This is a genomic window from Hydrogenophaga sp. R2 (genome assembly GCF_049843595.1).
Classification (GTDB): domain Bacteria; phylum Pseudomonadota; class Gammaproteobacteria; order Burkholderiales; family Burkholderiaceae_C; genus Hydrogenophaga.
In genome coordinates this window covers 252,541-275,793 of record NZ_JBBHZN010000004.1, presented here as the reverse complement: position 1 = coordinate 275,793, position 23,253 = coordinate 252,541, and the positions used below count along the sequence as shown (strand labels likewise).

Here is a 23,253-nt window from a genome sequence, read left to right as displayed (position 1 = left end):
GCCGGCCCGGTCAGTACGACAGGGCGTGGGACGGCACGTCCACCGTGACCGCCGGCTTGGCCAGCGCGGCGCTGGCGGCACGGGCAAAGGCCATGGCCCATTCGCGATGGCGGCTGTCGCTGAAGCGCACGGGGCCTGCCGCCTCGGCCACGCACAGCACCTTGTCGGCGGTCAGCACCTTGCCGGTGGCCCGCAGCGGCTCGCAGCCCAGCTCGACGAACTGGTCATCCAGCCAATGGCGGGCCACGTCGTGCGGCATCGGCTGCACCTCTTCCAGATCGAGCACGTAGCTGGCGGCGTCGCCCCAGGACACGGTGACATGGCTGCGCATGGCAATCAACCTCTCGGGTGGTGGAACCTGGCCCATTGTGCGCAGCCCCGCCGCGGCGTCCACCGGAATAACCCCGGTGGCGCGCCGATGGCGGCGGTCAGCCGCGCGCGGCCTTGACGGCGGCCGACAGGATGTCGAGCGACTGGACCGAGTCGTCCCAGCCCAGGCAGGCGTCGGTGATGCTCTGGCCGTAACGCAGCCCCTCCACGCTGTCCTTGCCGGGGGTGAACTTCTGGGCGCCGGCCTCGATGTGGCTCTCGATCATCACGCCGAACACGCTGCGCGAACCGCCGGCGATCTGGGCCGCGATGTCCTTGGCCACCTCCAGCTGCTTCTCGTGCTGCTTGCTGCTGTTGGCATGGCTGAAGTCCACCATGAGGCGCGGGGTGAGCTTGGCGGCTTCCAGTTCCTTCACGGCGGCGGCCACGCTGGCGGCGTCGTAGTTGGGGGCCTTGCCACCGCGCAGGATGACGTGGCAGTCCTTGTTGCCCTTGGTCTGCACGATGGCGACCTGACCGTTCTTGTGCACCGACAGGAAGTGGTGACCACGCGCAGCCGCCTGGATGGCGTCGGTGGCGATCTTGATGTTGCCGTCGGTGCCGTTCTTGAAGCCGATGGGGGCCGACAGACCCGAGGCCAGTTCGCGGTGCACCTGGCTCTCGGTGGTGCGGGCACCGATGGCGCCCCAGCTGATCAGGTCACCGATGTACTGGGGCGAGATCACGTCGAGGAACTCGCTGCCGGCCGGCAGGCCCAGGCGGTTGATCTCGATCAGCAGCTGGCGGGCGATGCGCAGGCCCTCGTCGATGCGGAAGCTCTCGTCCAGGTAGGGGTCGTTGATCAGGCCCTTCCAGCCCACCGTGGTGCGCGGCTTCTCGAAGTAGACCCGCATCACGATCTCCAGCGTGTCGGCGTAGCGGGTGCGCAGGTCCTTCAGGCGTCGGGCGTAATCCAGCGCCGCGGCGGGATCGTGGATGGAGCATGGGCCGATGACCACCAGCAGCCGGTCGTCCTTGCCGTGCAGGATGTCGTGGATGCGGCGGCGGGTCTGGCTGATCAGCGCCTCCACCGGCGTGCCGCCGATGGGGAAGAAGCGGATGAGGTGTTCGGGGGGCGGGAGCACGGTGATGTCCTGGATGCGTTCGTCGTCGGTCTGGCTGGTCTTGTCGACAGGACGGGCATGCCAGGCATCGCTGGTGGCGGGGGCGTTCTTGGCGGTCATCACAGGCTCCTCAGGATCGTTTGCAGATGGGTGGAAGGGCGAAAAAAAACCGCCGGGCTTGGGGCTCCGGCGGTTGTTTCGAGATTCGGTGTGCGCTTACAGGCTCGCCTCTCGTCCGCCGGGGACAGAGAACCAAAAATAAAAGGCGAAGAAGGCAAAGCGCGACATGAGGCCGGAATGTAGCACAGGAAATCGTCAGGCCGTGCCGCCCACGGTGAGGCCGTCGATACGCAGTGTCGGCTGCCCCACACCCACCGGCACGCTCTGGCCTTCCTTGCCGCAGGTGCCCACGCCGCTGTCGAGCTTCATGTCGTTGCCGATCAGGGTCACGCGGGTCAGCGATTCGGGGCCGTTGCCCACCAGGGTGGCGCCCTTCACCGGGTACTGGATGCGGCCGTTCTCCACCCAGTAGGCCTGGCTGGCCGAGAACACGTACTTGCCGCTGGTGATGTCGACCTGACCACCGCCGAAGTTGGTGGCGTAAAGGCCCTTCTTGATGCTGGCCACGATTTCCTCGGGCGACTTGTCGCCCCCCAGCATGTAGGTGTTGGTCATGCGCGGCATGGGCACATGGGCATAGCTCTCGCGGCGTCCGTTGCCCGTGGGCTTGACGCCCATCAGGCGGGCGTTCATCGAGTCCTGGATGTAGCCACGCAGGATGCCGTCCTCGATCAGCACGTTGCGCTGCGACACATGGCCTTCGTCGTCGATGTTGAGCGAGCCACGGCGGTCGGCGATGGTGCCGTCGTCCAGCACGGTCACGCCCTTGGCCGCCACGCGCTGGCCGATGCGGCCGGCAAAGGCGCTGCTGCCCTTGCGGTTGAAGTCGCCTTCCAGGCCGTGGCCCACCGCCTCGTGCAGCAGGATGCCGGGCCAGCCCGAACCCAGCACCACCACCATCTCGCCGGCCGGGGCCGGGCGCGACTCCAGGTTGGTCAGGGCCTGCGACACGGCTTCTTCCACATAAGCGGCCACCATGGCGTCGTCGAAGTAGGCCAGGCCGAAGCGGCCACCGCCGCCCGAACTGCCCATCTCGCGGCGACCGTTCTGCTCGGCGATCACGGTGACCGACAGGCGAATCAGCGGGCGCACATCGGCCGCCAGGGTGCCGTCGGCACGGGCCACCAGCACCACGTCGTGTTCGGCGGCCAGGCCGGCCATGACCTGCACCACCCGCGGGTCGCGGGCCTTGGCCAGGCGCTCCACCTTTTCCAGCAAGGCCACCTTGGCCGTGCTGTCGAGCGTGCCGATGGGGTCCAGGCCGTCGTAGAGCGAACGGGACTTGGCCACCTTGGCCGCCGGGGTACGGACCTTGCGCGACTGCCCGGCGCCGGAGATGGTGCGCACGGTGCGGGCGGCGTCCAGCAGCGAATCCCAGGACAGGTCGTCGGAATAGGCGAACGCCGTCTTCTCGCCGCTCACCGCGCGCACGCCCACACCCTGGTCGATGCTGAAGCTGCCGGTCTTGACGATGCCCTCCTCCAGGCTCCAGCCCTCGCTGCGGGTGGTCTGGAAGTACAGGTCGGCGTCGTCGACCCCGTGGGACATGATCTCGGCCAGGGCCTTCTGCAGGTGCGAGGGCGTGAGACCGAAGGGCTCCAGCAGGGAAGCCTGGGCGGTGGCCAGGCGGGCCAGGGTGGGTTCGCGTGAAATCATCCGGCCATTGTAAGAACCGCCCCCGGGCATGACCACACCGGGGTTTTGACCCTGGGTGGGCCCTCAGCGCGGCACCAGCTGGCGCGAGCGGGCGATCGACATCAGCATGCCCAGCCCCAGGCCCATGGTGACCATGGCGGTGCCGCCGTAGCTCACGAAGGGCAGCGGCACGCCCACCACCGGCAGGATGCCGCTGACCATGCCCATGTTCACGAAGGCGTAAACGAAGATGTTCATGGTGATGGCCCCGGCCAGCAGGCGCGAGAACAGCGTGGGTGCGTCCAGCGCGATCACCAGGCCGCGGCCGATCAGGAACAGGAAGCCCGCCAGAAGGGTGAGCACGCCGGCCAGGCCGAATTCTTCGGAGAAGGCGGCAAAGATGAAGTCGGTGGTGCGCTCCGGGATGAATTCGAGGTGGGTCTGCGTGCCCTGCATGAAGCCCTTGCCCCACACCCCGCCGGAGCCGATGGCGATCATGCCCTGGATGATGTGGAAACCCTTGCCCAGCGGGTCCTTGGTGGGGTCGAGCAGGGTGCAGACCCGCTGGCGCTGGTACTCGTGCAGCACCTTCCAGTCGACCCCGGGGGCACACCAGGCATCCTGGTTGAAGATGAGCACCGTCACGCCGACGATGCCCAGCACCACCGGCGGAATGATCAGTTTCCAGCTCAGGCCGGCAAAAAAGATGACGAACAGGCCCGACGACAGCACCAGCAGCGAGGTGCCCAGGTCGGGCTGCTTGATGATCAGGCCCACCGGCACCGCCAGCAGCAGGCCGGCCACCACGAAGTCGATGGTGTGCAGCCGGCCCTCGCGGCGGTGGAACCACCAGGCCAGCATCAGCGGCATGGCCACCTTCATGATCTCGCTGGGCTGGATGACGATGCCCACGTCCAGCCAGCGCTGAGAACCCTTGCGCTCGATGCCGATGAGCTCCACCGCGATCAGCAGCAGCACGCCCATGGCGTAGGTGGGCAGGGCCAGCGACATCAGGCGCTGCGGTGGCACCTGGGCCACCACGAACAGGATGATCAGGGCCAGCGCCATGTTGCGGCCGTGGGCCGAGAACCGGGTGCCGTGGTCGAAGCCGACCGAGTACATGGTGACCATGCCGATGACCGCCATGACCGCAAACGCGGCCAGGAACACCCAGTCGAAGCCCTGCACCACCGGCACCAGGCGTTGCAGCAGGGAGGGTTTTTCGATCACGACGGCCATGGGGCGGCATTATCCGCGCCATGACGACCCACCTGCTCTACCTGCACGGATTCCGATCCTCCCCCCGTTCGTTCAAGGCGCAACGCATGGCCGCTGCCGTGCAGGCCCGGGGCGTGCACTGGCTGTGCCCGCAGCTGCCGCCCTCGCCCGCCCAGGCCACGGCCGGTCTGCTGGAGGCCACCCGGCACTGGCCGCGTGGGCAGATGGCGGTGGTGGGCTCCTCGCTGGGCGGGTTTTATGCGCGCTGGTTCGCGCTGCAGACCGGCTGCCCGGCGGTGCTGCTCAACCCGGCGGCCCAACCGGCGCGCGACCTGGCCCGCCATGTGGGCGAACAGACCGCCTGGCACGACCCGGCCGAGCGCTTCTGGTTCGATCCGGCGTACGTGGACGAACTGCGGGCACTGGAGGCCGACATCGCCCGGCTCGCGCCGCAGCACCCGGCCACGCCGCAGAACCAGCTGGCCATCGTGGCCCAGGGCGACGAGGTGCTGGACTGGCGCGAGATGCAGGCCTTCTGCGCCGGTGGCCGCATGCGCCTGCTGGCCGGCAGCGACCATGCCCTCAGCGACTTCGACGACCACCTGGCCGAGGTGCTCGACTTTCTGGACCTGCAGCCGGCCTGAGGGGCCTGGCCGGCGCCCGGGCGGCACAGGCCGCATGGGACAATCCGGTCCATGCACATCCTGTTCGACGAGGCCGGCAAACTGCTGACCGGCCGTCTCATGTCCGAAGCCGAAAGCTCCCTGCAAGTGGAGCTGGACAGCGGCAAACGCGTCAAGGTCAAGGCCGCCAACACCCTGCTGCGTTTCGACAAGCCCGCCCCGGCCCAGCTCATGCAGGCCGCCCAGGCCCTGGCCGACACCATGGAGCTGGACCTGGCTTACGAGTTCGCGCCCGAAGACGAGTTCGGTTTTGCCGACCTGGCGGCCGAGTACTTCAGCGCCTCGGCCGGTGCCACCGAGCAGGTGGCGGCGCTCATCACGCTGCAGGGCGCGCCGCATTACTTCCGCCGCGCCGGCAAGGGCCGCTACCGCAAGGCCCCGCCCGAGGTGCTGGCCCAGGCCCTGGCCGCCATCGAGAAGAAGAAGCAGGTGCAGGCCCAGATCGAGGCCTGGTCGGCCGAACTGGTGGCCGGGCGCTGCCCCGAGCCCATCCGCGACCAGCTCTACCGCATCCTGTTCAAGCCGGACAAGAACGCGCCCGAGTACAAGGCGGTGGTGGAAGCCGCCCGCAGCAGCCATGCCGCGCCGCTGGCGCTGCTGCAGAACGCCGGCGCCATCACCAGCGCCTACCAGTTCCACTGGCAGCGTTTCCTGTTCGAGCAGTTCCCCAAAGGCACCGGCTTCCCGGCCCTGCAGGCGCCTCCGGTGGCCGACGAGCTGCCGCTGGCGCCGGTGCAGGCCTTCTCCATCGACGACTCGGCCACCACCGAGATCGACGACGCCCTCTCGCTGCAAGGCCTGGGCAGCGGCACCGTGGTGGTCGGCATCCACATCGCCGCGCCCGGTCTCGCGGTGCAGCCCGAGAGCCCGCTGGACCAGGTGGCCCGCAGCCGCTTGTCCACGGTGTACATGCCGGGCCACAAGATCACCATGCTGCCCGACGAGGTGGTGAACACCTACACGCTGGAGGCCGGGCGCGACTGCCCGGCGGTGTCGCTCTACGTCACCTTCGACGAGGCCACGCTGACCGTGCAGCACAGCCGCACTGCGCTGGAGCGGGTGCCGATTGCCCACAACCTGCGGCACGACAAGCTCGATGTCTTCATCACCCCGGCCTGGCTCGACGGCGAAGCGTCCGACGCCACCCCGGCCGAGATCGCCGGCCTGCAGCCGCAGCTGGCCTTCCTGTGGCGGCTGGCGCGGCAGCTCAAGGCCCGGCGCGAGGTGGTTCGGGGCAAGCCCGAGAGCTTCACCCGCCCCGACTACACCTTCCGCCTGGAAGGCGTGCAGGGCAGCGAGCCCGACGGCACCGAGCGCGTGCTCATCGGCACCCGATCGCGCGGTGCCCCGCTGGACCTGATGGTGGCCGAGGCCATGATCCTGGCCAACAGCACCTGGGGCCAGTGGCTGGCCGACTGCGGCGTGCCCGGCATCTACCGCAGCCAGGCCAGCCTGGCGCCGGGCATCAAGGTGCGCATGGGCACCAAGGCCCAGCCGCACGCGGGCATCGGCGTGCCGTGCTACGCCTGGAGCACCTCGCCGCTGCGCCGCTATGTGGACCTGGTCAACCAGTGGCAGATCATTGCCTGTGCCCGGCACGGCAAGACCGCTGCCCTGGCCGCGCCCTTCAAGCCCAAGGACGCCAACCTGTTCTCGGTCATCAGCGCGTTCGACGCCGCCTACACCGCCTACAACGGCTTCCAGGGCGGCATGGAGCGCTTCTGGACCCTGCAGTACCTGAAGCAGAACGGCATCACCGAGCTCACCGCCAGCCTGATCCGCGACAACCTGGTGCGGGCCGACGACCTGCCGCTGGTGATGCAGGTGCTGGGCGCCGAGGGCCTGCCGCGCGGCGCCCATGTGCGGGTACGGCTGGGTCAGAGCGACGACATCACGCTGGAAGTGCACGGCACCGTGATCGAGCGCCTGGACAGCCCGGCCGATCAACCCGCGGGCGGCGCTGCCGACGAAGCCGCCGAGGCCGATGAGGACGAAGCCCTGGCCGCGCCCATCGCCCTGGCCATCGACGTGAACGAAGGCGACAACCCGACCGCTGCCACCGGGGCGGCCGAGAACGGATAATCCGCCGCGTGAAATCCTCCGGCATGTCACGGCTGCGCAACTTCTCCACCCTGCAGTGGGCGCTGGCGTTTTCGCTGCTGGTGCATGCCGCGCTGCTGACCATCCGCTTCGTCAACCCCGAAGCCATCGAGCGGACCTTCAAGGACACCCCGCTGGAGGTGATCCTGGTCAATGCCCGCAGCGACCAGCAGCCCGAGAAGGCCACCGCCCTGGCCCAGGCCTCGCTGGCCGGCGGCGGCGAGGCCGAACGCGGCCGCGCCACCTCGCCCCTGCCCTCGTCCGCCACCGCCCGGCTGGGCGATTCGGCCGAAGACGACGCCCGCCGCATAGAGGCCCTGAAGGAACAGCAGAACCGCATGCTGGCGCAGGTGCGCAAGGCCCTGGCCTCGCTGCCGCCGCCCGACCCCCGGGCCACGGCCAGCACCACCGAGGCGCAGGAGCGCGAGGAGCGCCGCAAGGCACTGGTGAAGGCGCTGGCCGAGATCGAGAAACGCATCAACGAAGAGAACGCCCGGCCCAAGAAGCGCTACATCAGCCCGTCCACCCGCGAGGTGGTGTATGCGGTGTATTACGACGAGCTGCGCCGGCGCATCGAGGAGCGCGGCACCACCCAGTTTCCGGAGGTGGACGGCCGCAAGCTCTACGGCGAACTGACCATGATCATCACGGTCAACCACACCGGCCAGGTCCTGGCCACCGAGGTGGTGCAGGGCTCGGGCATCCCGTTGCTCGACCGCCGTGCCCAGGCCATCGTGCGGGCCCTGTCGTTCGGCAGCTTCTCGCCCGCCATGCGCCAGCAGGCCGACCAGATCGTGGTGGTCTCGCGCTTCCGATTCACCCGCGAGGATGGGCTGCAGACGCAGCTCTCCTCCCAGTGACGGAGGCCCCGGGTGCGGGCATTCGGTCGCTGGCTGCTGTGGCTGCTGCTCGCCGGTGTGGCGCTGCAGCTGGCCTTTCTGGGGCGCATTGCCTTCATGGCCTGGGCCGATCCGCACAGCACCGCCTTCCAGCGCTCCGAGGCGTTCCGGGTGGCGCGTGAGAGCGTGCAGGGCGACAGCACCTGGCGCTGGAAACAGCAGTGGGTGCCCATGGGCCAGATCAGCCCGCACCTGCAGCGCGCCGTGATCGCCTCGGAAGACGCCGGCTTCGTGGACCACGGCGGCGTGGACTGGGACGCCATCCAGACCGCGTGGCAGAAGAACGAGCGCCGCCAGGCCCAGGCCGAACAGCGCGCCGCCCGCAACCCGGCCCGCCCCGGGCGGGAACCCAGGATCGTGGGCGGCTCCACCATCACCCAGCAGCTGGCCAAGAACCTGCTGCTCTCGGGCGAGCGCCAGTTGCTGCGCAAGGGCCAGGAACTGGTGCTCACCCTCATGCTGGAGGCCGTGCTGAGCAAGCAGCGCATCCTGGAGATCTACCTCAACAGCGTGGAATGGGGCGAAGGCGTCTTCGGGGCCGAGGCCGCGGCCCAGCACTACTTCCGCAAGCCGGCCAGCCGCCTCACGCCCTACGAGGCAGCCCGCCTGGCGGTCATGCTGCCCAGCCCGCGCTTCTTTGAAACCCGCCAGGGCTCGGCGTATCTGGCCCGCCGCACCGGCACCATCGTGGCGCGCATGGGCGCGGTGGCCCTGCCATGAGGCTGGCCGCCACCGCCGTGGGTTACGCGCTGCTGGGCTTCGTGCGCCTGCTCACCGGCGCGCAGGCGCGCTGGTACGGCTGCCCGCCCAAGGCCGAGCAGCGCATCTACTTTGCCAACCACCAGAGCCATGCCGACCTGGTGCTGATCTGGGCCGCGCTGCCCCAGGAACTGCGCAGCATCACCCGGCCGATCGCCGCGCGCGACTACTGGACCGCCTCGCGCCTGAAGCAGTGGATCACCACCGAGGTGTTCAACGCGGTCTATGTGGAACGCGAACGCAAGGGCGACGAAGACCCGCTGCAGCCCCTCATCCAGGCGCTGGAGAGCGGCGACTCGCTGATCCTGTTCCCCGAAGGCACGCGCGGCTTCGAGGAAGACCCGCAGGCCTTCAAGAGCGGCCTGTACAACCTGGCCCTGCGCTTCCCGGACGTGGTGCTGGTGCCCACCTGGATCCACAACGTGCAGCGCGTGATGCCCAAGGGCGAGGTGGTGCCGGTGCCGGTGCTGTGCTCGGTCACCTTCGGCGAACCGGTCCGCCTGGGGGCCGACGAGCCCCGGGCCGACTTCCTGGCCCGCGCGCGGCTGGCCGTCATGGCACTGAGGGACATCTGACATGGGCAGCTTCCTGCGCAGCCTCACGCCCGGCCAGCAGGTCAGCCTGCTGTTCGTGGCGGTGTTCGGCCTGCTGGCCCTGGCCACCGTGGTGCAGGTGCTGCTGTCGCTGCGCGAGAAGCACCACGACATCGACGCCGACGCGGCCCGCATCCGCACCCAGCGCACGCTGGACAACCAGGCCCTGCTGCGCAGCTCGTGGGTCATGGCCATCGTGTTCTGGGTGGGCTGGACCGCCGGGCCGCATGTGGCCATCGTGCTGTTCGGGCTGGTGTCGTTCTTCGTGCTGCGCGAATTCATCAGCCTCTCGCCCACCCGACGGGGCGACCACCGCAGCCTGGTGCTGGCCTTCTTCGTGGTGCTGCCGGTGCAGTACGCCCTGGTCTGGACCGGGCAGGTGGCGCTGTTCACCGTGTTCATCCCGGTGTATGTGTTCCTGGCCATCCCGGTGGTGAGTGCCCTGCGCAACGACCCGCACCGCTTCCTGGAGCGCAATGCCAAGCTGCAGTGGGGCATCATGGTCTGCGTGTACGGCCTGAGCCATGTGCCGGCCCTGCTGCTGCTGGAGTTTCCGCGCTGGCAGGGCAACACCGCCTTTCTGGTGTTCTTTCTGGTGCTGGTGGTGCAGACCTGCATGCTGGTGCAGCACCTGGCCGCGCGTGGGCTGCAGCGGCCGGTGGCGCCCGCCATCAGCGACAGCTTTCACTGGCGCAGCTGGGGCATGGGCCTGCTGGCCGGCGGCCTGGTGGGTGCCCTGCTGGCCGGCCTGACCCCGTTCAAGCCGCTGCCGGCGCTGGCCATGGCCCTGGTGGCCTGCGTGGCCGGCACCCTGGGCCACGTGGTCATGAAGGCCATCAAGCGCGACCGGGGCGTGACCCACTGGGGCGGCGCCAGCAAGTCGGTCACCGGCGCGGCCGGCCTGCTGGACCGGGTGGACGCCCTGTGCCTGGCCGCCCCGGTGTTCTTCCATTCGGTGCGCTGGACCTTCCAGCTCTGACCCCACCGCCCCCACAGAGGCATCCCATGCGCATCCTCGGCATCGACCCCGGCCTGCAGTGCACCGGCTTCGGCGTGATCGACGTCGACGGCCCGCGCCTGCACTACGTGGCCAGCGGCACCATCACCACCAGCCCGCGCGACGGCGCCCTGCTGCCCGGGCGGCTGAAGGTGCTGTTCGACGGCATCACCGAGGTGGTGGGCCGCTACCAGCCGCAGGTGGCCGCCTGCGAGATCGTGTTCGTCAACGTCAACCCGCAGGCCACCCTGCTGCTGGGCCAGGCCCGGGGCGCCTGCCTGACCGCGCTGGTGGTCAACGACCTGCCGGTGGCCGAGTACACCGCCCTGCAGCTGAAGAAGGCGGTGGTGGGCTACGGCCGCGCCACCAAGGAACAGATGCAGGCCATGGTGCAGCGCCTGCTGGCCCTGCCCGGCCAGCCCGGCAAGGACGCCGCCGACGCCCTGGGCCTGGCCATCACCCATGCCCAGGTGAGCCGCACCACCCAGGCCATCGAACGTGTGGCGCCGCTCAGGGCACGCACGCATGCGGCTTACAAGGACGGGCGGAGTTACTGATCGCTGAAGTCGTCCTGCGAGGTTTCACTCGCGGAGACGGTCTCCTGCCGGATGGAATACGTCCGATCCCGGGGCGTCGGATGGGGCTTGAGCTTTCGGGACACCTGGACGGACTTCCCGGTATCGGGGTCGTCCTTTGAAGCCGTCTGAACCCATCGGCTCAAGGCCTGGATGCGTTCGTTGTCCTGCTTCAGGCGGGCCGTGTCGGCATCCTGCCACCGGGCCAGCAGGGTGGTTGCCAGTGCCGGGGTGTTGAACTGCGCTGCATTGGCCCTGATCTCGGTGATGGTCCTCTGCAGGTACTCCTGGCAGCGCTCGATGTGTCCATCCTCCAGTTCCAGGGCGGCCATGCAGGTGGAGCCGGCCGCCAGGATCTGCTGGTACAGCCAGTCGGCCACTGCGGCACCGTGGCCCTGACGGGCCAGCTCCTGGGTGAGGAACTGCTTCAGGTCGGCGGCCATGCTGTCGGTCTTGTGCGACTGGCGCAGCCATTGCTGGATGGCATTCTTGGGCAGACCGAAGTCTTGCGGCAGCTCCTCGATGGTGACCCTGACATGCGTCCCCGCATGGTCAGCAAGGTGCGGCTTCATGGCTTCGAGATCGGAACCCGGTCGGGACAGATCGTGGAGCAGACCCTGAAGTCCGGCATGCGAACTGGTTCCGCCAATGATGTCGTTGGTCAGGAACTTCCCGTAGCGCGCCAGCTCGGCGGGTTTCGGCCACTGGGCCTCGGATTTTTTTTCCGCCGGCTCCAGGGAGTCGTCAGCGTCCGTCTCGCTCACCGACGTGCTCGAACTCAACCCGGTCTTTTTGGACTTTTGGGGCTTTTTCCGGGCCTCCTCGGTCAGCCGGTCTTCGGTCTGCGACACGTCGTGCCCACGGTCGCGGCGCACGGCATCCTTGACCCTGTTGGCCGCCCCCTTGAGTCTGCTCTTGATGGCATCGGCCACGCCCCCCAAAGACACCGTCATGCGAGACTCCCCATCGTTGGTGGCCCGCCGGACACGGTGGCGGGAATGGGGATGGGTGACGCAGGCAGTGCCGGCGTTGCAGCCGCCGGTCGGCCGTCAGACCAGGCGTTCGAGGATGAGCACGCCGAAGAAGCCCAGGGCGGCCAGCACGGTCCACTTGAGGATGACCAGGCCCCACTGGCGGTAGCGGGCCTGGCCGGTGCCGATGTAGAAGGCAAAACACACGCCGGCGGCCAGCAGCAGCAGCATGACGGTCCAGCGGAACAGCAGCATGGCCAGGCAGAGGGCAGCGGAGGCCGGTGGCTTACCAGGCCGGGGCGAGCTGGGCGAAGCCGGCGGGGGCTTCGCGGTCGCGTTCGAAGCTGACCACCTCGAACGCGTCGGGCTGGTCCAGCAGGGCACGCAGCAGCTGGTTGTTCATGGCGTGGCCGCTGCGGAACGCGGTGTACGCCGCCAGCAGGGGCTTGCCCACGATGTAGAGGTCACCCATGGCGTCCAGGATCTTGTGCTTGGCGAACTCGTCGCCATAGCGCAGGCCGTCGGCGTTGAGCACCTTCACGTCGTCCATGACGATGGCGTTGTCCAGGCCGCCACCCAGGGCCAGGCCATGGGAACGCATCATTTCCACGTCGCGCGTGAAGCCGAAGGTGCGGGCGCGGGCGATCTCGCGCGAGTAGTTGCCGCTGCCCAGGTCGAACTCCACGCGCTGGCCGGTGGAGTTGACGGCCGGGTGGTCGAACTCGATCTCGAAACTGAGCTTGTAGCCGTGGTAGGGCTCCAGGCGGGCCCACTTGAGGCTGCGGCCCTCGCCTTCACGCACTTCCACCGGGCGGGTGACGCGGATGAAGCGCTTGGGCGCGTTCTGGGTGACGATGCCGGCGCTCTGCAGCAGGTAGACAAAGGAGGCGGACGAGCCGTCGAGGATGGGCACCTCTTCGGCCGTGATGTCGACCATGAGGTTGTCCAGCCCCAGGCCGGCACAGGCGCTCATGAGGTGCTCGATGGTGTGCACCTTGGCGCCGCCGCTGGAGATGGTGGAGGCCAGCCGGGTGTCGGTGACCGCCTGGGCGTTGACCGGAATGTCCACCGGCTCGGGCAGGTCGACCCGGCGGAACACGATGCCGGTGTCGGGTGCGGCCGGCCGCAGGGTGAGTTCCACCCGCTGACCGCTGTGCAGGCCGACGCCGACCGCCTTGGTCAGGGATTTGAGGGTTCGTTGCGCGAGCATCCGGCGATTTTAGGTTTTCGCCCCGCCGGGCGGCATGAAGGAAAGCTATCCCTTCGATCGCCGCCCGGGGGCCGTCGGGATCAGTCGGCCTGCTTGCGCAGGAAGGCCGGGATCTCGAAGTCGTCCATGCCGCCGGAGGCCAGGGCATCCACCCGGGCGGCGGCCTGGGTGCGGTTGGTGCGCCACACGCTGGGCACGGCCATGCTCTGGTAGTCGGGCTGGGCCGCAGCCGGGGCGGCGGCGCCGGGGCCGGCCACGGCGGCGTTCATGGTGGGCACGTTGAAGGGCACGTTGTCGGTGCCGGTGCGCAGCACCTGCAGCGGCGGGGCGGCGCGGCGGGCGCCCTGGCGCGACAGGCCGGTGGCCACCACGGTGACGCGCATCTCGTCGCCCAGGCTGTCGTCGTAGGCGGCGCCGTAGATGACATGCGCTTCCGGCGAGGCGTAGGCGCGGATGGTGTTCATGGCCAGCTTGGACTCGGACAGCTTGAGCGAACCCTTGGCAGCGGTCACCAGCACCAGCACACCCTTGGCGCCGGACAGGTCGATGCCCTCCAGCAGCGGGCAGGCCACGGCCTGCTCGGCAGCGATGCGGGCGCGGTCGGGGCCGGCCGCGGTGGCGGTGCCCATCATGGCCTTGCCGGGCTCGCCCATGACGGTGCGCACGTCTTCGAAGTCGACGTTGACGTTGCCGTACTCGTTGATGATCTCGGCGATGCCGCCCACGGCGTTCTTGAGCACGTCGTTGGCATGGGCGAAGGCCTCGTCCTGTGTGATGTCGTCGCCCAGCACTTCCTGCAGCTTCTCGTTGAGCACCACGATCAGCGAGTCGACGTTGGCCTCCAGTTCGGTCAGGCCGCCGTCGGCGTTGGTCATGCGGCGGCCGCCTTCCCAGTCGAAGGGCTTGGTGACCACGCCCACCGTGAGGATGCCCATTTCCTTGGCCACGCGGGCAATCACCGGTGCCGCGCCGGTGCCGGTGCCGCCGCCCATGCCGGCGGTGATGAACAGCATGTGTGCGCCGGCAATGGCCTCGCGGATCTGGTCCACGGCCTGCTCGGCGGCGTCGCGGCCCTTCTCGGGCTTGCTGCCGGCGCCCAGGCCGGTGAGGCCGAGCTGGATGGTCTTGTGGGCGGCGCTGCGGGTCAGGGCCTGGGCATCGGTGTTGGCGCAGATGAATTCCACGCCCTGGACGTTGCGGGCGATCATGTGCTCCACGGCGTTGCCGCCGCCGCCGCCGACGCCGATCACCTTGATCTGGGTGCCCTGGTTGAATTCTTCGACTTCGATCATTTCGATGCTCATGGGGATGCTCCTTGTGCAGTTGCCTGTCTGCGGGGTTTCTGAAAAATCAAATCCGTGTGTTGTTCTGGGCGGTCAGCCGTCGGGCGGGCCGGTGCAACATCGTCGCCTTCGGCCGGAGCCGAACAGGCGGGGGGTGTGGGGCATGGTCTTCATCAGAAGGTGCCTACAAACCAGTTTTTCACGCGCTCGAAGGCGCTCGACACCGAACCGGCCTTCTGCGCCACCTTGTGGCCGCGCACCCGGGCCAGCCGGGCTTCTTCCAGCAGGCCCATCACGGTGGAAGCCCGGGTCTGGGCCACCATGTCGGACAGGGCGCTGGTGTAGTTGGGAACGCCCCGGCGCACCGGCTTGAGGAAGATGTCTTCCCCCAGCTCGACCATGCCGGGCATGACGGCGCTGCCGCCGGTGAGCACGATGCCGCTGGAGAGCATTTCCTCGTGGCCGCTGTCGCGCACCACCTGCTGCACCAGCGAGAAGATCTCTTCCACGCGCGGCTCGATCACGCCGGCCAGGGCCTGGCGGCTGAGCATGCGCGGGCCGCGGTCGCCCAGGCCGGGCACCTCGACCTGCTGGTCGGGGTCGGCCAGCAGCTGCTTGGCGCAGCCGCTCTCGACCTTGATGTCCTCGGCGTCCTTGGTGGGGGTGCGCAGCGCCATGGCGATGTCGCTGGTGATCAGGTCGCCCGCGATCGGGATGACCGCCGTGTGCCGGATGGCGCCGCCGCTGAAGATGGCCACGTCGGTGGTGCCGGCGCCGATGTCCACCAGCGCCACGCCCAGTTCCTTCTCGTCGTCGGTCAGCACCGCCTGGCTGGAGGCCAGCGGGTTGAGCATGAGCTGGTCCACCTCCAGGCCGCAGCGGCGCACGCACTTGATGATGTTTTCGGCCGCGCTCTGGGCGCCGGTGACGATGTGCACCTTGGCTTCCAGGCGGATGCCGCTCATGCCGATGGGCTCCTTCACTTCCTGCCCGTCGATCACGAATTCCTGCGGCTCCACCAGCAGCAGGCGCTGGTCGGTGGAGATGTTGATGGCCTTGGCGGTCTCGATGACGCGGGCCACGTCGGTGGGTGTGACTTCACGGTCCTTGATGGCCACCATGCCGCTGCTGTTGATGCCCCGGATGTGGCTGCCGGTGATGCCGGTGTAGACGCGGGCGATGCGGCAGTCGGCCATCAGTTCGGCCTCTTTCAGCGCCTGCTGGATGCTCTGCACCGTGGCGTCGATGTTGACCACCACGCCGCGCTTGAGGCCGTGACTGGCCGACACGCCGAGCCCGGCGAGCTTGAGCGTGCCGCCCGGCTGCACCTCGGCCACCACCACCATGATCTTGGCGGTGCCGATGTCCAGTCCGACGACGAGGTCCTTGTATTCCTTGGCCATGATATTCTGTGGGTCTTCGGGTCTAGCGGGTGATGGGGCGGGCAGCGGACGGGCGCACGGGTGCGCTGGCGGGGCGCGGGGGAATCGGCTTGTCGGTGGTGGTGACGCCGCGCACGCGCAGGGCGTAACCGTTGGGGTAACGCAGGTCGACCGACTGCAGGGCACCGGCGTAGCGCTGCGTGAGCTGGTTGAGCGTGGCGGTGAAGCGGCGCAGGCGCTGCAGCAGTTCGTCCGGCGTGCCCCGGCCGAGTTCGACCACGGCGCCGCTGTCCAGGCGGGCCCGCCAGCTGCCGCGGTCGTTGAGTTCAAGGCGGTCCAGATCGAGGTCGAGCCGCTGCAGCTCGGGCTGCAGCAGGCGGAACACCGCCAGCACCTGGGCCGACTGTTCGGTGGGGCCGGCGAGTTCGGGCAGGCCGTCGCCATCGTCGGGCGAGGCTTCGAACACCTCGCCCTGGCGGTTGACCAGGCGACCCGACCCCGACTGGTCCCACCAGGCCACGGCCTCGTGCTCTTCCAGCGTCACCCGCAGGCGGTTGGGGAATTCGCGCTGCACCACCGCGCTGCGCACCCAGGGCACCTGCTCGAACAGTTCGCGCACCTGCTGCAGGTCCACCGTGAGGAAGTTGGACGACACGCGCGATTTCATCTGGGTGGCCAGGTGGGCGCGAAAACCCACGGCGTTCTGGTGCTGCACGTCGCCCTGCACCTCGATGGCCTTGACGGTCCACACCGGGTGGCGCAGCAGCCAGGTGCCGAAGGCCCCCAGGCACATGAGCGCGAGCAGGCCCAGCATGAGCTGCGTGGCCAGGGCCATCAGCTTCACGTCCAGGGGCAGGTCGGTGGTGCTCATGTCGTGGGCGCTTGGGTGGTCAGGCGTTGTCGCGCGCGGCGCTGGCCAGCAGGGTCAGGCACAGGTCTTCGTAGGCCAGGCCGGTGGCGCGGGCCGACATGGGCACCAGCGAATGGCCGGTCATGCCGGGCGAGGTGTTGATCTCCAGCAGGTAGGGCTTGCGGGTGGCGGCGTCGATCATCACGTCGGCGCGGGCCCAGCCCCGGCAGTCGAGGGTGCGGTAGGCCTTCAGCACCAGGGTCTGGATGGCGGCTTCTTCGCCCTCGGGCAGGCCGCAGGGCACCAGGTACTTCGTGTCGTCGGTGAAGTACTTGTTCTGGTAGTCGTAGTTGCCGTCGGGGGCCACGATGCGGATCACCGGCAGGGCGCGGGCCTGCTCACCCGTGCCCAGCACCGGGCAGGTGACCTCGTCGCCGGCAATGAACTGTTCGCACATGACCATCGGGTCCTGGCCGGCGGCCAGGACATAGGCGGCGTCGCACTGCTCCAGCGTGGTGACCTTGGTCAGCCCGATGGTGGAGCCTTCGCGCACCGGCTTGACGATCATGGGCGAGCCCAGGGCCGCGAAGGCAGCGCGGGTCTCGGCGGCGCTGCGCACCTGGCGCCAGGCCGGCGTGGGCAGGCCCTCGGCCAGCCAGATGCGCTTGGTCATGAGCTTGTCCATGGCCACGGCCGAGGCCATGACGCCCGGGCCGGTGTACGGAATGCCCAGCAGTTCGAGCGCGCCCTGCACCGTGCCGTCTTCACCGAAGCGACCGTGCAGTGCGATGAAGCAGCGCGCAAAGCCCTCGCGCTTGAGGTCGCCCAGATCGCGCTCGGCCGGGTCGAAGGCATGGGCGTCCACGCCCTTCGATTGCAGGGCCTTGAGCACACCGGTGCCCGACATGAGCGAGACCTCGCGCTCGGCGGAGCGTCCACCCATGAGCACGGCGACCTTGCCGAATTCCTTCACGTTCATTGCGCCAACTCCATGATTTTTCCGGCCACGGTGCCGATGGATCCTGCGCCCATGCACAGCACCACGTCCCCGTCGCGCGCGTTGTCCAGCACCGATTGCGGCATGGCGGCGATGTCGTCCACGAACACCGGCTCCAGCTTGCCCGCCACCCGCAGCGCGCGGGCCAGCGAACGGCCGTCGGCCGCCACGATCGGCGCCTCGCCGGCGGCGTACACCTCGGCCAGCAGCACCGCATCGGCCTGGCCGATGACCTTGACGAAATCCTCAAAACAGTCGCGGGTGCGGCTGTAGCGGTGCGGCTGGAAAGCCAGTACCAGACGCCGCCCCGGGAAGGCACCACGCGCCGCCGACAGCGTGGCCGCCATCTCCACCGGGTGGTGGCCGTAGTCGTCCACCACGGTGCAGTGGCCGCCACCGGGCAGCGCGGCCTCGCCGTAGCGCTGGAAGCGCCGGCCCACGCCCTTGAAGCCGGCGAGGGCGCGCAGCACCGCGTCGTCCGGCACGCCCAGTTCCACCGCAATGCCGATGGCGGCCAGTGCGTTGAGCACGTTGTGGCGGCCCGGCAGGTTGAGGGTGACGTCCAGATCGGGCAGCTGCACGCCGTTGCGGCGCTGCACGGTGAAGCGCATGCAGGGACCTTCGGCCCGCACATCGATGGCCCGCACCTGGGCGTCGTCGCTGAAGCCGTAGCTGGTGATGGGGCGGGCGATCTGCGGCAGGATCTCGCGGATGGCGGCATCGTCCACGCACACCACCGCTGCGCCGTAGAACGGCATGCGGTGCAGGAACTCCACGAAGGCGCCCTTGAGCCGGCCGAAGTCGTGGCCGTAGGTGTCCATGTGGTCGGCGTCGATGTTGGTCACCACCGACAGCACCGGCAACAGGTTCAGGAAGGAGGCATCCGATTCGTCGGCCTCGACCACGATGTACTCGCCCGAGCCCAGAGCGGCATTCGCGCCGGCGCTGTTGAGCCGGCCACCGATGACGAAAGTCGGGTCCATGCCGGCCTCGGCCAGCACGCTGGCCACCAGGCTGGTGGTGGTGGTCTTGCCGTGGGTGCCGGCAATGGCCACGCCCTTCTTCATGCGCATGAGCTCGGCCAGCATGACCGCGCGCGGCACCACCGGAATGAGCCTGGCGTGCGCGGCCACCACCTCGGGGTTGTCGGCCTTCACGGCGGTGGAGGTGACGATGGCGTCTGCCCCTTCGATGTGGGCGGCGTCATGCCCCACATGCACCACCGCACCCAGCGACTGCAGGCGGCGGGTGGTGGCGCTCTCGCCCAGGTCGCTGCCGGAGATGCGGAAGCCCTGGTTGAGCAGCACCTCGGCGATGCCGCTCATGCCGGCACCGCCGATGCCCACGAAATGGATGTGACGGATGGCGTGTTTCATGCAGCGGGGACTTTCGCGAGTTCGTGGCAGGCCGCCACCACCGCATCGACCGCGCCGGGCTTGCACTGGGCACGGGCGCGTTCGGCCATGTCCTGCAGCTGGCGGCGGTTGACGGTCTGCAGCAGGTGGGCGAGCTTCTGCGGGGTCAGGCCGGCCTGGGGTTCGAGCCAGGCGGCACCGGCATCGACCAGGAAGCGGGCATTGGTGGTCTGGTGGTCGTCGACCGCCGCCGGGAAGGGCACGAACACCGCGGCGGCTCCCACGGCCGCCAGTTCGGTGACGGTGCTGGCGCCAGCGCGGGCGATCACCAGATCGGCCTGGGCATAGGCGCTGGCGGTGTCGTCGATGAAGGGGGTGAGGTCGGCCTGCACGCCGGCCTCGGCATAGGCGGCGCGCAGGGCGTCGATCTGTTTTTCGCCACTCTGGTGCAGCACCTGCGGGCGCTCGGGTTCGGGCAGCAGGGCCAGCGCCTGCGGCACCACGCGGTTGAGTGCCTGGGCGCCCAGGCTGCCCCCCACCACCAGCAGGCGCAGCGGGCCGCTGCGGCCGTGGAAACGTTCGGCCGGCGACGGCTGCTGCAGGAAGGCGGCGCGCAGCGGGTTGCCGACCCAGGTCGCCTGGGCCATGGCCTTGGGGAAGGCCGTGAACACCCGGTCGGCCACGCCGGCCAGCACCTTGTTGGCCATGCCGGCCACCGAGTTCTGTTCGTGGAGCACCAGCGGGCGGCCCAGCAGCACGCCCATCATGCCGCCCGGGAAGGTGATGTAGCCGCCCAGGCCCACCAGCACATCGGGCTGCACCCGGCGCACCACCTGGATGCTCTGCCAGAAGGCGCGCAGCAGGCGCAGCGGCAGCAGGGCCAGCGTGAGCACGCCCTTGCCGCGCACGCCGCCGAAGTCGATGGTCTCCAGCGCAAAGCCGCGCGGCGGCACCAGGCGGCTTTCCATGCTGCCGGGGGCGCCCAGCCAGTGCACGCGCCAGCCGCGTTCGCGCAGCGCTTCGGCCACGGCCAGACCGGGGAAGATGTGGCCACCGGTGCCGCCAGCCATGATGAGGGCGCAAGGTTGCTTGCTCGTCATGCCCGTGCCCCCCGCATCAGCTGGCGGTTTTCGTAGTCCACGCGCAGCACGATGGCCAGCGCCACCATGTTGAGCAGGATGGCCGAGCCGCCGTAGCTCATGAACGGCAGCGTGAGGCCCTTGGTGGGCAGGGCCCCCAGGTTCACGCCGATGTTGATGAAGGCCTGGAAGCCGAACCACAGGCCCACGCCCTGCGCCACCAGACCGGCAAACACCTGGTCCAGGGCGATGGCCTGGCGGCCGATGTGCATGATGCGGCGGGTCAGCCACAGGAACAGGCCGATCACCACCAGCAGGCCCACCAGACCGAACTCCTCGCCGATGACGGCCAGCAGGAAGTCGGTGTGGGCCTCGGGCAGCCAGTGCAGCTTTTCCACGCTGCCGCCCAGGCCCACGCCCCACAGCTCGCCGCGCCCGATGGCGATCAGCGCATGCGAGAGCTGGTAGCCCTTGCCCAGGGCATGCTCCTCGCTCCAGGGGTCGAGGTAGGCAAAGATGCGTTCGCGCCGCCAGTCGCTGAGCATGATCATGATGGCGAACGAGGCCACGGCCAGCAGCGCGATCAGGAAGAACATGCGGGCGTTCACGCCGCCCAGGAACAGGATGCCCATGGCGATCACCACGATCACCATGAAGGCACCCATGTCGGGCTCGGCCAGCAGCAGCATGCCCACCACCAGCACCGCCACGCCCATGGGGGCCACGGCCTTGAAGAAGCGCTCCTTCACGTCCATCTTGCGGACCATGTAGTCGGCCGCATACAGCAGCACCGCCAGCTTGGCCAGCTCGGAGGGCTGGAAGTTCATCACGCCCAGCGAGATCCAGCGGCGTGCGCCATTGACGCCCTTGCCGATGAAGGGAATGAGCACCAGCACCAGCAGCACCAGGGCCACGGCAAACAGCCAGGGCGCCATGCGTTCCCAGGCGCGCAGCGGGAACTGGAAAGCCACCAGCGCAGCCACCAGGCCCACCAGCATGGAGAAGGCGTGGCGGATGACGAAATGGGACTGCGCGTAGTTGCCGAAACGCGGGTTGTCCGGCAGGGCAATGGAGGCCGAATACACCATCACCAGGCCCCAGGCCAGCAGGGCCACCGCCACCCACATCAGCGGCTGGTCGAAGCCGAGTTCGCGCACCGCGTCCTGGCGGGTGCCGGCGTAGTTGCGGCTGGACAGGCGCACCGGCAGGCCGTCGCCGCCGGCACCGCCCAGCAGGTTGCGCAGGCGTTGCCACAGCGGCACCGGCGCGGTGGTGGCAGCAGCGGATGCACGGCGACTCACAGCGCGCCCTCCAGGCTCTGGCCGCTGTCGGCGGCCAGCGTGCCCACCGCATCCACGAACACGCGGGCGCGGTGCACATAGTTGTCGAACATGTCCAGGCTGGCGCAGGCGGGCGACATCAGCACCGCATCGCCAGGCTGGGCCAGACCGGCACAGGCGCGCACGGCGGCCGGCAGATCGGCGGCATCGTGCAGCGGCACGCCGCGCTCGGTCAGGGTGGCGCCGATGGCGGCGCGGATGGCCGGCGCATCGCGACCGATCAGCACCACGGCGCGCGCATGGCGGGCCAGCGGTGCGGCCAGCGGCACGAAGTCCTGCCCCTTGCCGTCGCCGCCCAGGATGACCACCAGACGGCGGTCGGCCCCCAGGCCGGTGACGGCCGCCAGCGTGGCGCCCACATTGGTGCCCTTGCTGTCGTCGAAGTACTCCACCTCGCCGACGATGCCCACCGGCTCCACCCGGTGCGGCTCGCCCCGGTATTCGCGCAGGCCGTGCAGCATGGGGGCCAGGCTGGCGCCGGTGGAGGTGGCCAGGGCCAGGGCGGCCAGGGCGTTGGCGGCGTTGTGCCGGCCGCGGATGCGCAGGGCATCCACCGGCATCAGGCGCTGCAGGTACACCTCTTCTTCGCCCGGCGCGCCGCGGCCGCGGGCGCGGGTTTCGTCCAGCGCCACGGCACGCACCAGCCAGGCCATGCCGTTGACGGTTTCCACGCCCCAGTCGCCGGGGCGGGTGGGCGCATCCAGCCCGAAGCTGCTCCACGCGCGGGCGGGGACCTGGCGGTTGCGGTTGGACACCTTGACCGTGACCAGCGGCGGCTGGAAGCCCATGACGGTGGGGTCGTCGCGGTTGAGCAGCATGAGCGCGCCCGTGCCGTGGATGGCGCGCTTGGCCTGGGTGTAGGCGGCCATGCTGCCGTGCCAGTCGAGGTGGTCCTCGGTGATGTTGAGCACCGTGGCCGCGGTGGGCACCGCGTCCCAGGCACCACCGGCCGTGCCGTCGAGCTGGAAGCTGGAGAGCTCCAGCACCCAGGCGGTGGGCAGGTGGGGCGGCGGCACATAGGCGGGTGCAGCGGGCGCGGGGGCTTCGTCGCCCTCGCCGTCCAGCGGTGGCGGCAGCGGTTCGTCGTCGACCGGGTCGGCGGCATCGGCGTGCACACCGGCATCCACACCGGCATCCCCATGGGCCGCAACGGTGGCCTCGACCGGGGTTTCGACCGCGGGGTCGGCAGCGGCCTGGGCGGCCTCGGCCTCACGGGCTTCTTCAGCCGCGCGGACCGCATCGGCTTCGCGGGCAGCGGCTTCGGCATCCAGCGCATCGGCCAGCACGTCCAGCAGCGCCGGGCCGATGTTGCCGGCCACGGCCACGCGCTGGCCGGCGCGCTGCAGCAGCAGGCCGGTGAGCGAGGTGACGGTGGTCTTGCCGTTGGTGCCGGTGATGGCCAGCACCTGCGGGCGGTAGGGTTGTTCGTCGCGCTGGCCCAGCTGCTGCAGGGCCTGGGCGAACAGATCCAGCTCGCCCACCAGGGGCGTGCCGGTCTGCGCGGCCCAGGCGCGGGCGGCGGCCAGGCTGTCGGGCGAGAGGCCCGGGCTGCGGGCCACCAGGGTCCAGGCCTCGCGCTGCATCAGGGCCTCGTCCAGCGGACCGCCGACGAAGCCGGCCTGCGGGCAGCGCTCGCGCAGGGCCTGCAGCTGGGGCGGGGCCTCGCGGGTGTCGGCCACCGTCACGCGGGCACCCTGGCGCGTGCACCAGCGGGCCATGGCCAGGCCCGAGATGCCGAGTCCGAGGATGAGGACGTTCTGGTCGTGCATCGTGC

The 23,253-nt window shown here is 69.5% G+C and carries 22 protein-coding genes; 7 read left to right on the top strand and 15 right to left on the bottom strand.

Annotated elements, in window-relative coordinates; genetic code table 11:
- Positions 1 to 10: 10 nt before the first annotated feature.
- From WD026_RS14705 to rodA, 4 genes are all read right to left on the bottom strand, one after another.
- Positions 11 to 331, bottom strand: a complete 321-nt coding sequence (locus WD026_RS14705) for a hypothetical protein (protein ID WP_425724409.1) — start codon at positions 329 to 331, stop codon at positions 11 to 13.
- Positions 332 to 428: 97 nt separating this feature from the next.
- Entirely contained in the window at positions 429 to 1,553 is a 1,125-nt protein-coding gene (locus WD026_RS14700) for a 3-deoxy-7-phosphoheptulonate synthase (RefSeq protein WP_425724408.1), read from the bottom strand.
- Positions 1,554 to 1,748: 195 nt separating this feature from the next.
- Complete coding sequence (tldD, locus tag WD026_RS14695; RefSeq protein ID WP_425724407.1) at positions 1,749 to 3,209, bottom strand: metalloprotease TldD; 1,461 nt, start codon at positions 3,207 to 3,209, stop codon at positions 1,749 to 1,751.
- Positions 3,210 to 3,272: 63 nt separating this feature from the next.
- Positions 3,273 to 4,427, bottom strand: a complete 1,155-nt coding sequence (gene rodA, locus WD026_RS14690) for a rod shape-determining protein RodA (RefSeq protein WP_425724406.1) — start codon at positions 4,425 to 4,427, stop codon at positions 3,273 to 3,275.
- Between the two features lie 20 nt (positions 4,428 to 4,447).
- On the opposite strand from rodA, the gene WD026_RS14685 reads away from it, so the two are divergent.
- Genes WD026_RS14685 through ruvC form a run of 7 tightly spaced genes read left to right on the top strand, consistent with a single transcriptional unit; the run spans position 4,448 to position 10,994 of the window.
- Positions 4,448 to 5,050, top strand: a complete 603-nt coding sequence (locus tag WD026_RS14685; protein ID WP_425724405.1) for a YqiA/YcfP family alpha/beta fold hydrolase — start codon at positions 4,448 to 4,450, stop codon at positions 5,048 to 5,050.
- A gap of 51 nt (positions 5,051 to 5,101) precedes the next feature.
- Positions 5,102 to 7,171 (top strand): ribonuclease catalytic domain-containing protein, encoded by a 2,070-nt coding sequence (locus WD026_RS14680; RefSeq protein ID WP_425724404.1) that lies wholly within the window; start codon positions 5,102 to 5,104, stop codon positions 7,169 to 7,171.
- A 23-nt stretch (positions 7,172 to 7,194) separates the two neighbouring features.
- Positions 7,195 to 8,049: an energy transducer TonB gene (locus WD026_RS14675; protein ID WP_425724403.1), complete on the top strand. Its 855-nt coding sequence runs from the start codon at positions 7,195 to 7,197 to the stop codon at positions 8,047 to 8,049.
- A gap of 12 nt (positions 8,050 to 8,061) precedes the next feature.
- Positions 8,062 to 8,808, top strand: coding sequence for a monofunctional biosynthetic peptidoglycan transglycosylase (gene mtgA, locus WD026_RS14670; protein ID WP_425724402.1), 747 nt, complete (start codon positions 8,062 to 8,064; stop codon positions 8,806 to 8,808).
- The gene (locus WD026_RS14665; protein ID WP_425724401.1) at positions 8,805 to 9,422 is read left to right on the top strand and encodes a lysophospholipid acyltransferase family protein; all 618 of its coding nucleotides are present in this window, start codon (positions 8,805 to 8,807) and stop codon (positions 9,420 to 9,422) included. The genes mtgA and WD026_RS14665 overlap by 4 nt, the downstream gene beginning before the upstream one ends.
- Position 9,423: 1 nt before the next feature.
- Positions 9,424 to 10,419 carry a phosphatidate cytidylyltransferase gene (locus tag WD026_RS14660; RefSeq protein WP_425724400.1) on the top strand — a complete coding sequence of 332 codons (996 nt, stop codon included), beginning with the start codon at positions 9,424 to 9,426 and terminating at the stop codon, positions 10,417 to 10,419.
- A 26-nt stretch (positions 10,420 to 10,445) separates the two neighbouring features.
- The gene (ruvC, locus tag WD026_RS14655; protein WP_425724399.1) at positions 10,446 to 10,994 is read left to right on the top strand and encodes a crossover junction endodeoxyribonuclease RuvC; all 549 of its coding nucleotides are present in this window, start codon (positions 10,446 to 10,448) and stop codon (positions 10,992 to 10,994) included.
- Here the strand turns inward: ruvC and WD026_RS14650 are convergent.
- From WD026_RS14650 to murD, 11 genes are all read right to left on the bottom strand, one after another.
- Positions 10,988 to 11,965 (bottom strand): hypothetical protein, encoded by a 978-nt coding sequence (locus WD026_RS14650; protein ID WP_425724398.1) that lies wholly within the window; start codon positions 11,963 to 11,965, stop codon positions 10,988 to 10,990. The genes ruvC and WD026_RS14650 overlap by 7 nt on opposite strands.
- A gap of 96 nt (positions 11,966 to 12,061) precedes the next feature.
- Entirely contained in the window at positions 12,062 to 12,238 is a 177-nt protein-coding gene (locus tag WD026_RS14645) for a hypothetical protein (RefSeq protein ID WP_425724397.1), read from the bottom strand.
- 31 nt (positions 12,239 to 12,269) lie between these two features.
- Complete coding sequence (lpxC, locus tag WD026_RS14640; RefSeq protein ID WP_425724396.1) at positions 12,270 to 13,193, bottom strand: UDP-3-O-acyl-N-acetylglucosamine deacetylase; 924 nt, start codon at positions 13,191 to 13,193, stop codon at positions 12,270 to 12,272.
- An 80-nt stretch (positions 13,194 to 13,273) separates the two neighbouring features.
- Complete coding sequence (gene ftsZ, locus WD026_RS14635; protein WP_425724395.1) at positions 13,274 to 14,497, bottom strand: cell division protein FtsZ; 1,224 nt, start codon at positions 14,495 to 14,497, stop codon at positions 13,274 to 13,276.
- Positions 14,498 to 14,649: 152 nt separating this feature from the next.
- Positions 14,650 to 15,879 (bottom strand): cell division protein FtsA, encoded by a 1,230-nt coding sequence (gene ftsA / locus WD026_RS14630; protein WP_425724394.1) that lies wholly within the window; start codon positions 15,877 to 15,879, stop codon positions 14,650 to 14,652.
- Between the two features lie 22 nt (positions 15,880 to 15,901).
- Positions 15,902 to 16,729: a cell division protein FtsQ/DivIB gene (locus WD026_RS14625; protein WP_425724393.1), complete on the bottom strand. Its 828-nt coding sequence runs from the start codon at positions 16,727 to 16,729 to the stop codon at positions 15,902 to 15,904.
- A 19-nt stretch (positions 16,730 to 16,748) separates the two neighbouring features.
- Positions 16,749 to 17,687: a D-alanine--D-alanine ligase gene (locus WD026_RS14620; RefSeq protein WP_425724392.1), complete on the bottom strand. Its 939-nt coding sequence runs from the start codon at positions 17,685 to 17,687 to the stop codon at positions 16,749 to 16,751.
- Positions 17,684 to 19,081, bottom strand: a complete 1,398-nt coding sequence (gene murC / locus WD026_RS14615) for a UDP-N-acetylmuramate--L-alanine ligase (RefSeq protein WP_425724391.1) — start codon at positions 19,079 to 19,081, stop codon at positions 17,684 to 17,686. Before murC ends, WD026_RS14620 begins: the two co-directional genes overlap by 4 nt.
- Positions 19,078 to 20,160, bottom strand: coding sequence for an undecaprenyldiphospho-muramoylpentapeptide beta-N-acetylglucosaminyltransferase (murG, locus tag WD026_RS14610; RefSeq protein WP_425724390.1), 1,083 nt, complete (start codon positions 20,158 to 20,160; stop codon positions 19,078 to 19,080). The genes murC and murG overlap by 4 nt, the downstream gene beginning before the upstream one ends.
- Positions 20,157 to 21,374: a putative lipid II flippase FtsW gene (gene ftsW, locus WD026_RS14605; RefSeq protein ID WP_425724496.1), complete on the bottom strand. Its 1,218-nt coding sequence runs from the start codon at positions 21,372 to 21,374 to the stop codon at positions 20,157 to 20,159. Before ftsW ends, murG begins: the two co-directional genes overlap by 4 nt.
- Positions 21,375 to 21,436: 62 nt before the next feature.
- On the bottom strand, positions 21,437 to 23,248 hold the full coding sequence (gene murD / locus WD026_RS14600) for a UDP-N-acetylmuramoyl-L-alanine--D-glutamate ligase (protein WP_425724389.1): 1,812 nt from the start codon (positions 23,246 to 23,248) through the stop codon (positions 21,437 to 21,439).
- Between the last annotated feature and the right edge of the window lie 5 nt (positions 23,249 to 23,253).

What these genes read in the sequence shown, in the direction of transcription:
- WD026_RS14705 (WP_425724409.1), bottom strand. Translation starts at nt 331, where the DNA reads ATGCGCAGCCATGTCACCGTGTCCTGGGGCGACGCCGCCAGCTACGTG.
- WD026_RS14700 (WP_425724408.1), bottom strand. Translation starts at nt 1,553, where the DNA reads ATGACCGCCAAGAACGCCCCCGCCACCAGCGATGCCTGGCATGCCCGT.
- tldD (WP_425724407.1), bottom strand. Translation starts at nt 3,209, where the DNA reads ATGATTTCACGCGAACCCACCCTGGCCCGCCTGGCCACCGCCCAGGCT.
- rodA (WP_425724406.1), bottom strand. Translation starts at nt 4,427, where the DNA reads ATGGCCGTCGTGATCGAAAAACCCTCCCTGCTGCAACGCCTGGTGCCG.
- WD026_RS14685 (WP_425724405.1), top strand. Translation starts at nt 4,448, where the DNA reads ATGACGACCCACCTGCTCTACCTGCACGGATTCCGATCCTCCCCCCGT.
- WD026_RS14680 (WP_425724404.1), top strand. Translation starts at nt 5,102, where the DNA reads ATGCACATCCTGTTCGACGAGGCCGGCAAACTGCTGACCGGCCGTCTC.
- WD026_RS14675 (WP_425724403.1), top strand. Translation starts at nt 7,195, where the DNA reads ATGTCACGGCTGCGCAACTTCTCCACCCTGCAGTGGGCGCTGGCGTTT.
- WD026_RS14665 (WP_425724401.1), top strand. Translation starts at nt 8,805, where the DNA reads ATGAGGCTGGCCGCCACCGCCGTGGGTTACGCGCTGCTGGGCTTCGTG.
- WD026_RS14660 (WP_425724400.1), top strand. Translation starts at nt 9,424, where the DNA reads ATGGGCAGCTTCCTGCGCAGCCTCACGCCCGGCCAGCAGGTCAGCCTG.
- ruvC (WP_425724399.1), top strand. Translation starts at nt 10,446, where the DNA reads ATGCGCATCCTCGGCATCGACCCCGGCCTGCAGTGCACCGGCTTCGGC.
- WD026_RS14650 (WP_425724398.1), bottom strand. Translation starts at nt 11,965, where the DNA reads ATGACGGTGTCTTTGGGGGGCGTGGCCGATGCCATCAAGAGCAGACTC.
- WD026_RS14645 (WP_425724397.1), bottom strand. Translation starts at nt 12,238, where the DNA reads ATGCTGCTGTTCCGCTGGACCGTCATGCTGCTGCTGCTGGCCGCCGGC.
- lpxC (WP_425724396.1), bottom strand. Translation starts at nt 13,193, where the DNA reads ATGCTCGCGCAACGAACCCTCAAATCCCTGACCAAGGCGGTCGGCGTC.
- ftsZ (WP_425724395.1), bottom strand. Translation starts at nt 14,497, where the DNA reads ATGAGCATCGAAATGATCGAAGTCGAAGAATTCAACCAGGGCACCCAG.
- ftsA (WP_425724394.1), bottom strand. Translation starts at nt 15,879, where the DNA reads ATGGCCAAGGAATACAAGGACCTCGTCGTCGGACTGGACATCGGCACC.
- WD026_RS14625 (WP_425724393.1), bottom strand. Translation starts at nt 16,729, where the DNA reads ATGAGCACCACCGACCTGCCCCTGGACGTGAAGCTGATGGCCCTGGCC.
- WD026_RS14620 (WP_425724392.1), bottom strand. Translation starts at nt 17,687, where the DNA reads ATGAACGTGAAGGAATTCGGCAAGGTCGCCGTGCTCATGGGTGGACGC.
- murC (WP_425724391.1), bottom strand. Translation starts at nt 19,081, where the DNA reads ATGAAACACGCCATCCGTCACATCCATTTCGTGGGCATCGGCGGTGCC.
- murG (WP_425724390.1), bottom strand. Translation starts at nt 20,160, where the DNA reads ATGACGAGCAAGCAACCTTGCGCCCTCATCATGGCTGGCGGCACCGGT.
- murD (WP_425724389.1), bottom strand. Translation starts at nt 23,248, where the DNA reads ATGCACGACCAGAACGTCCTCATCCTCGGACTCGGCATCTCGGGCCTG.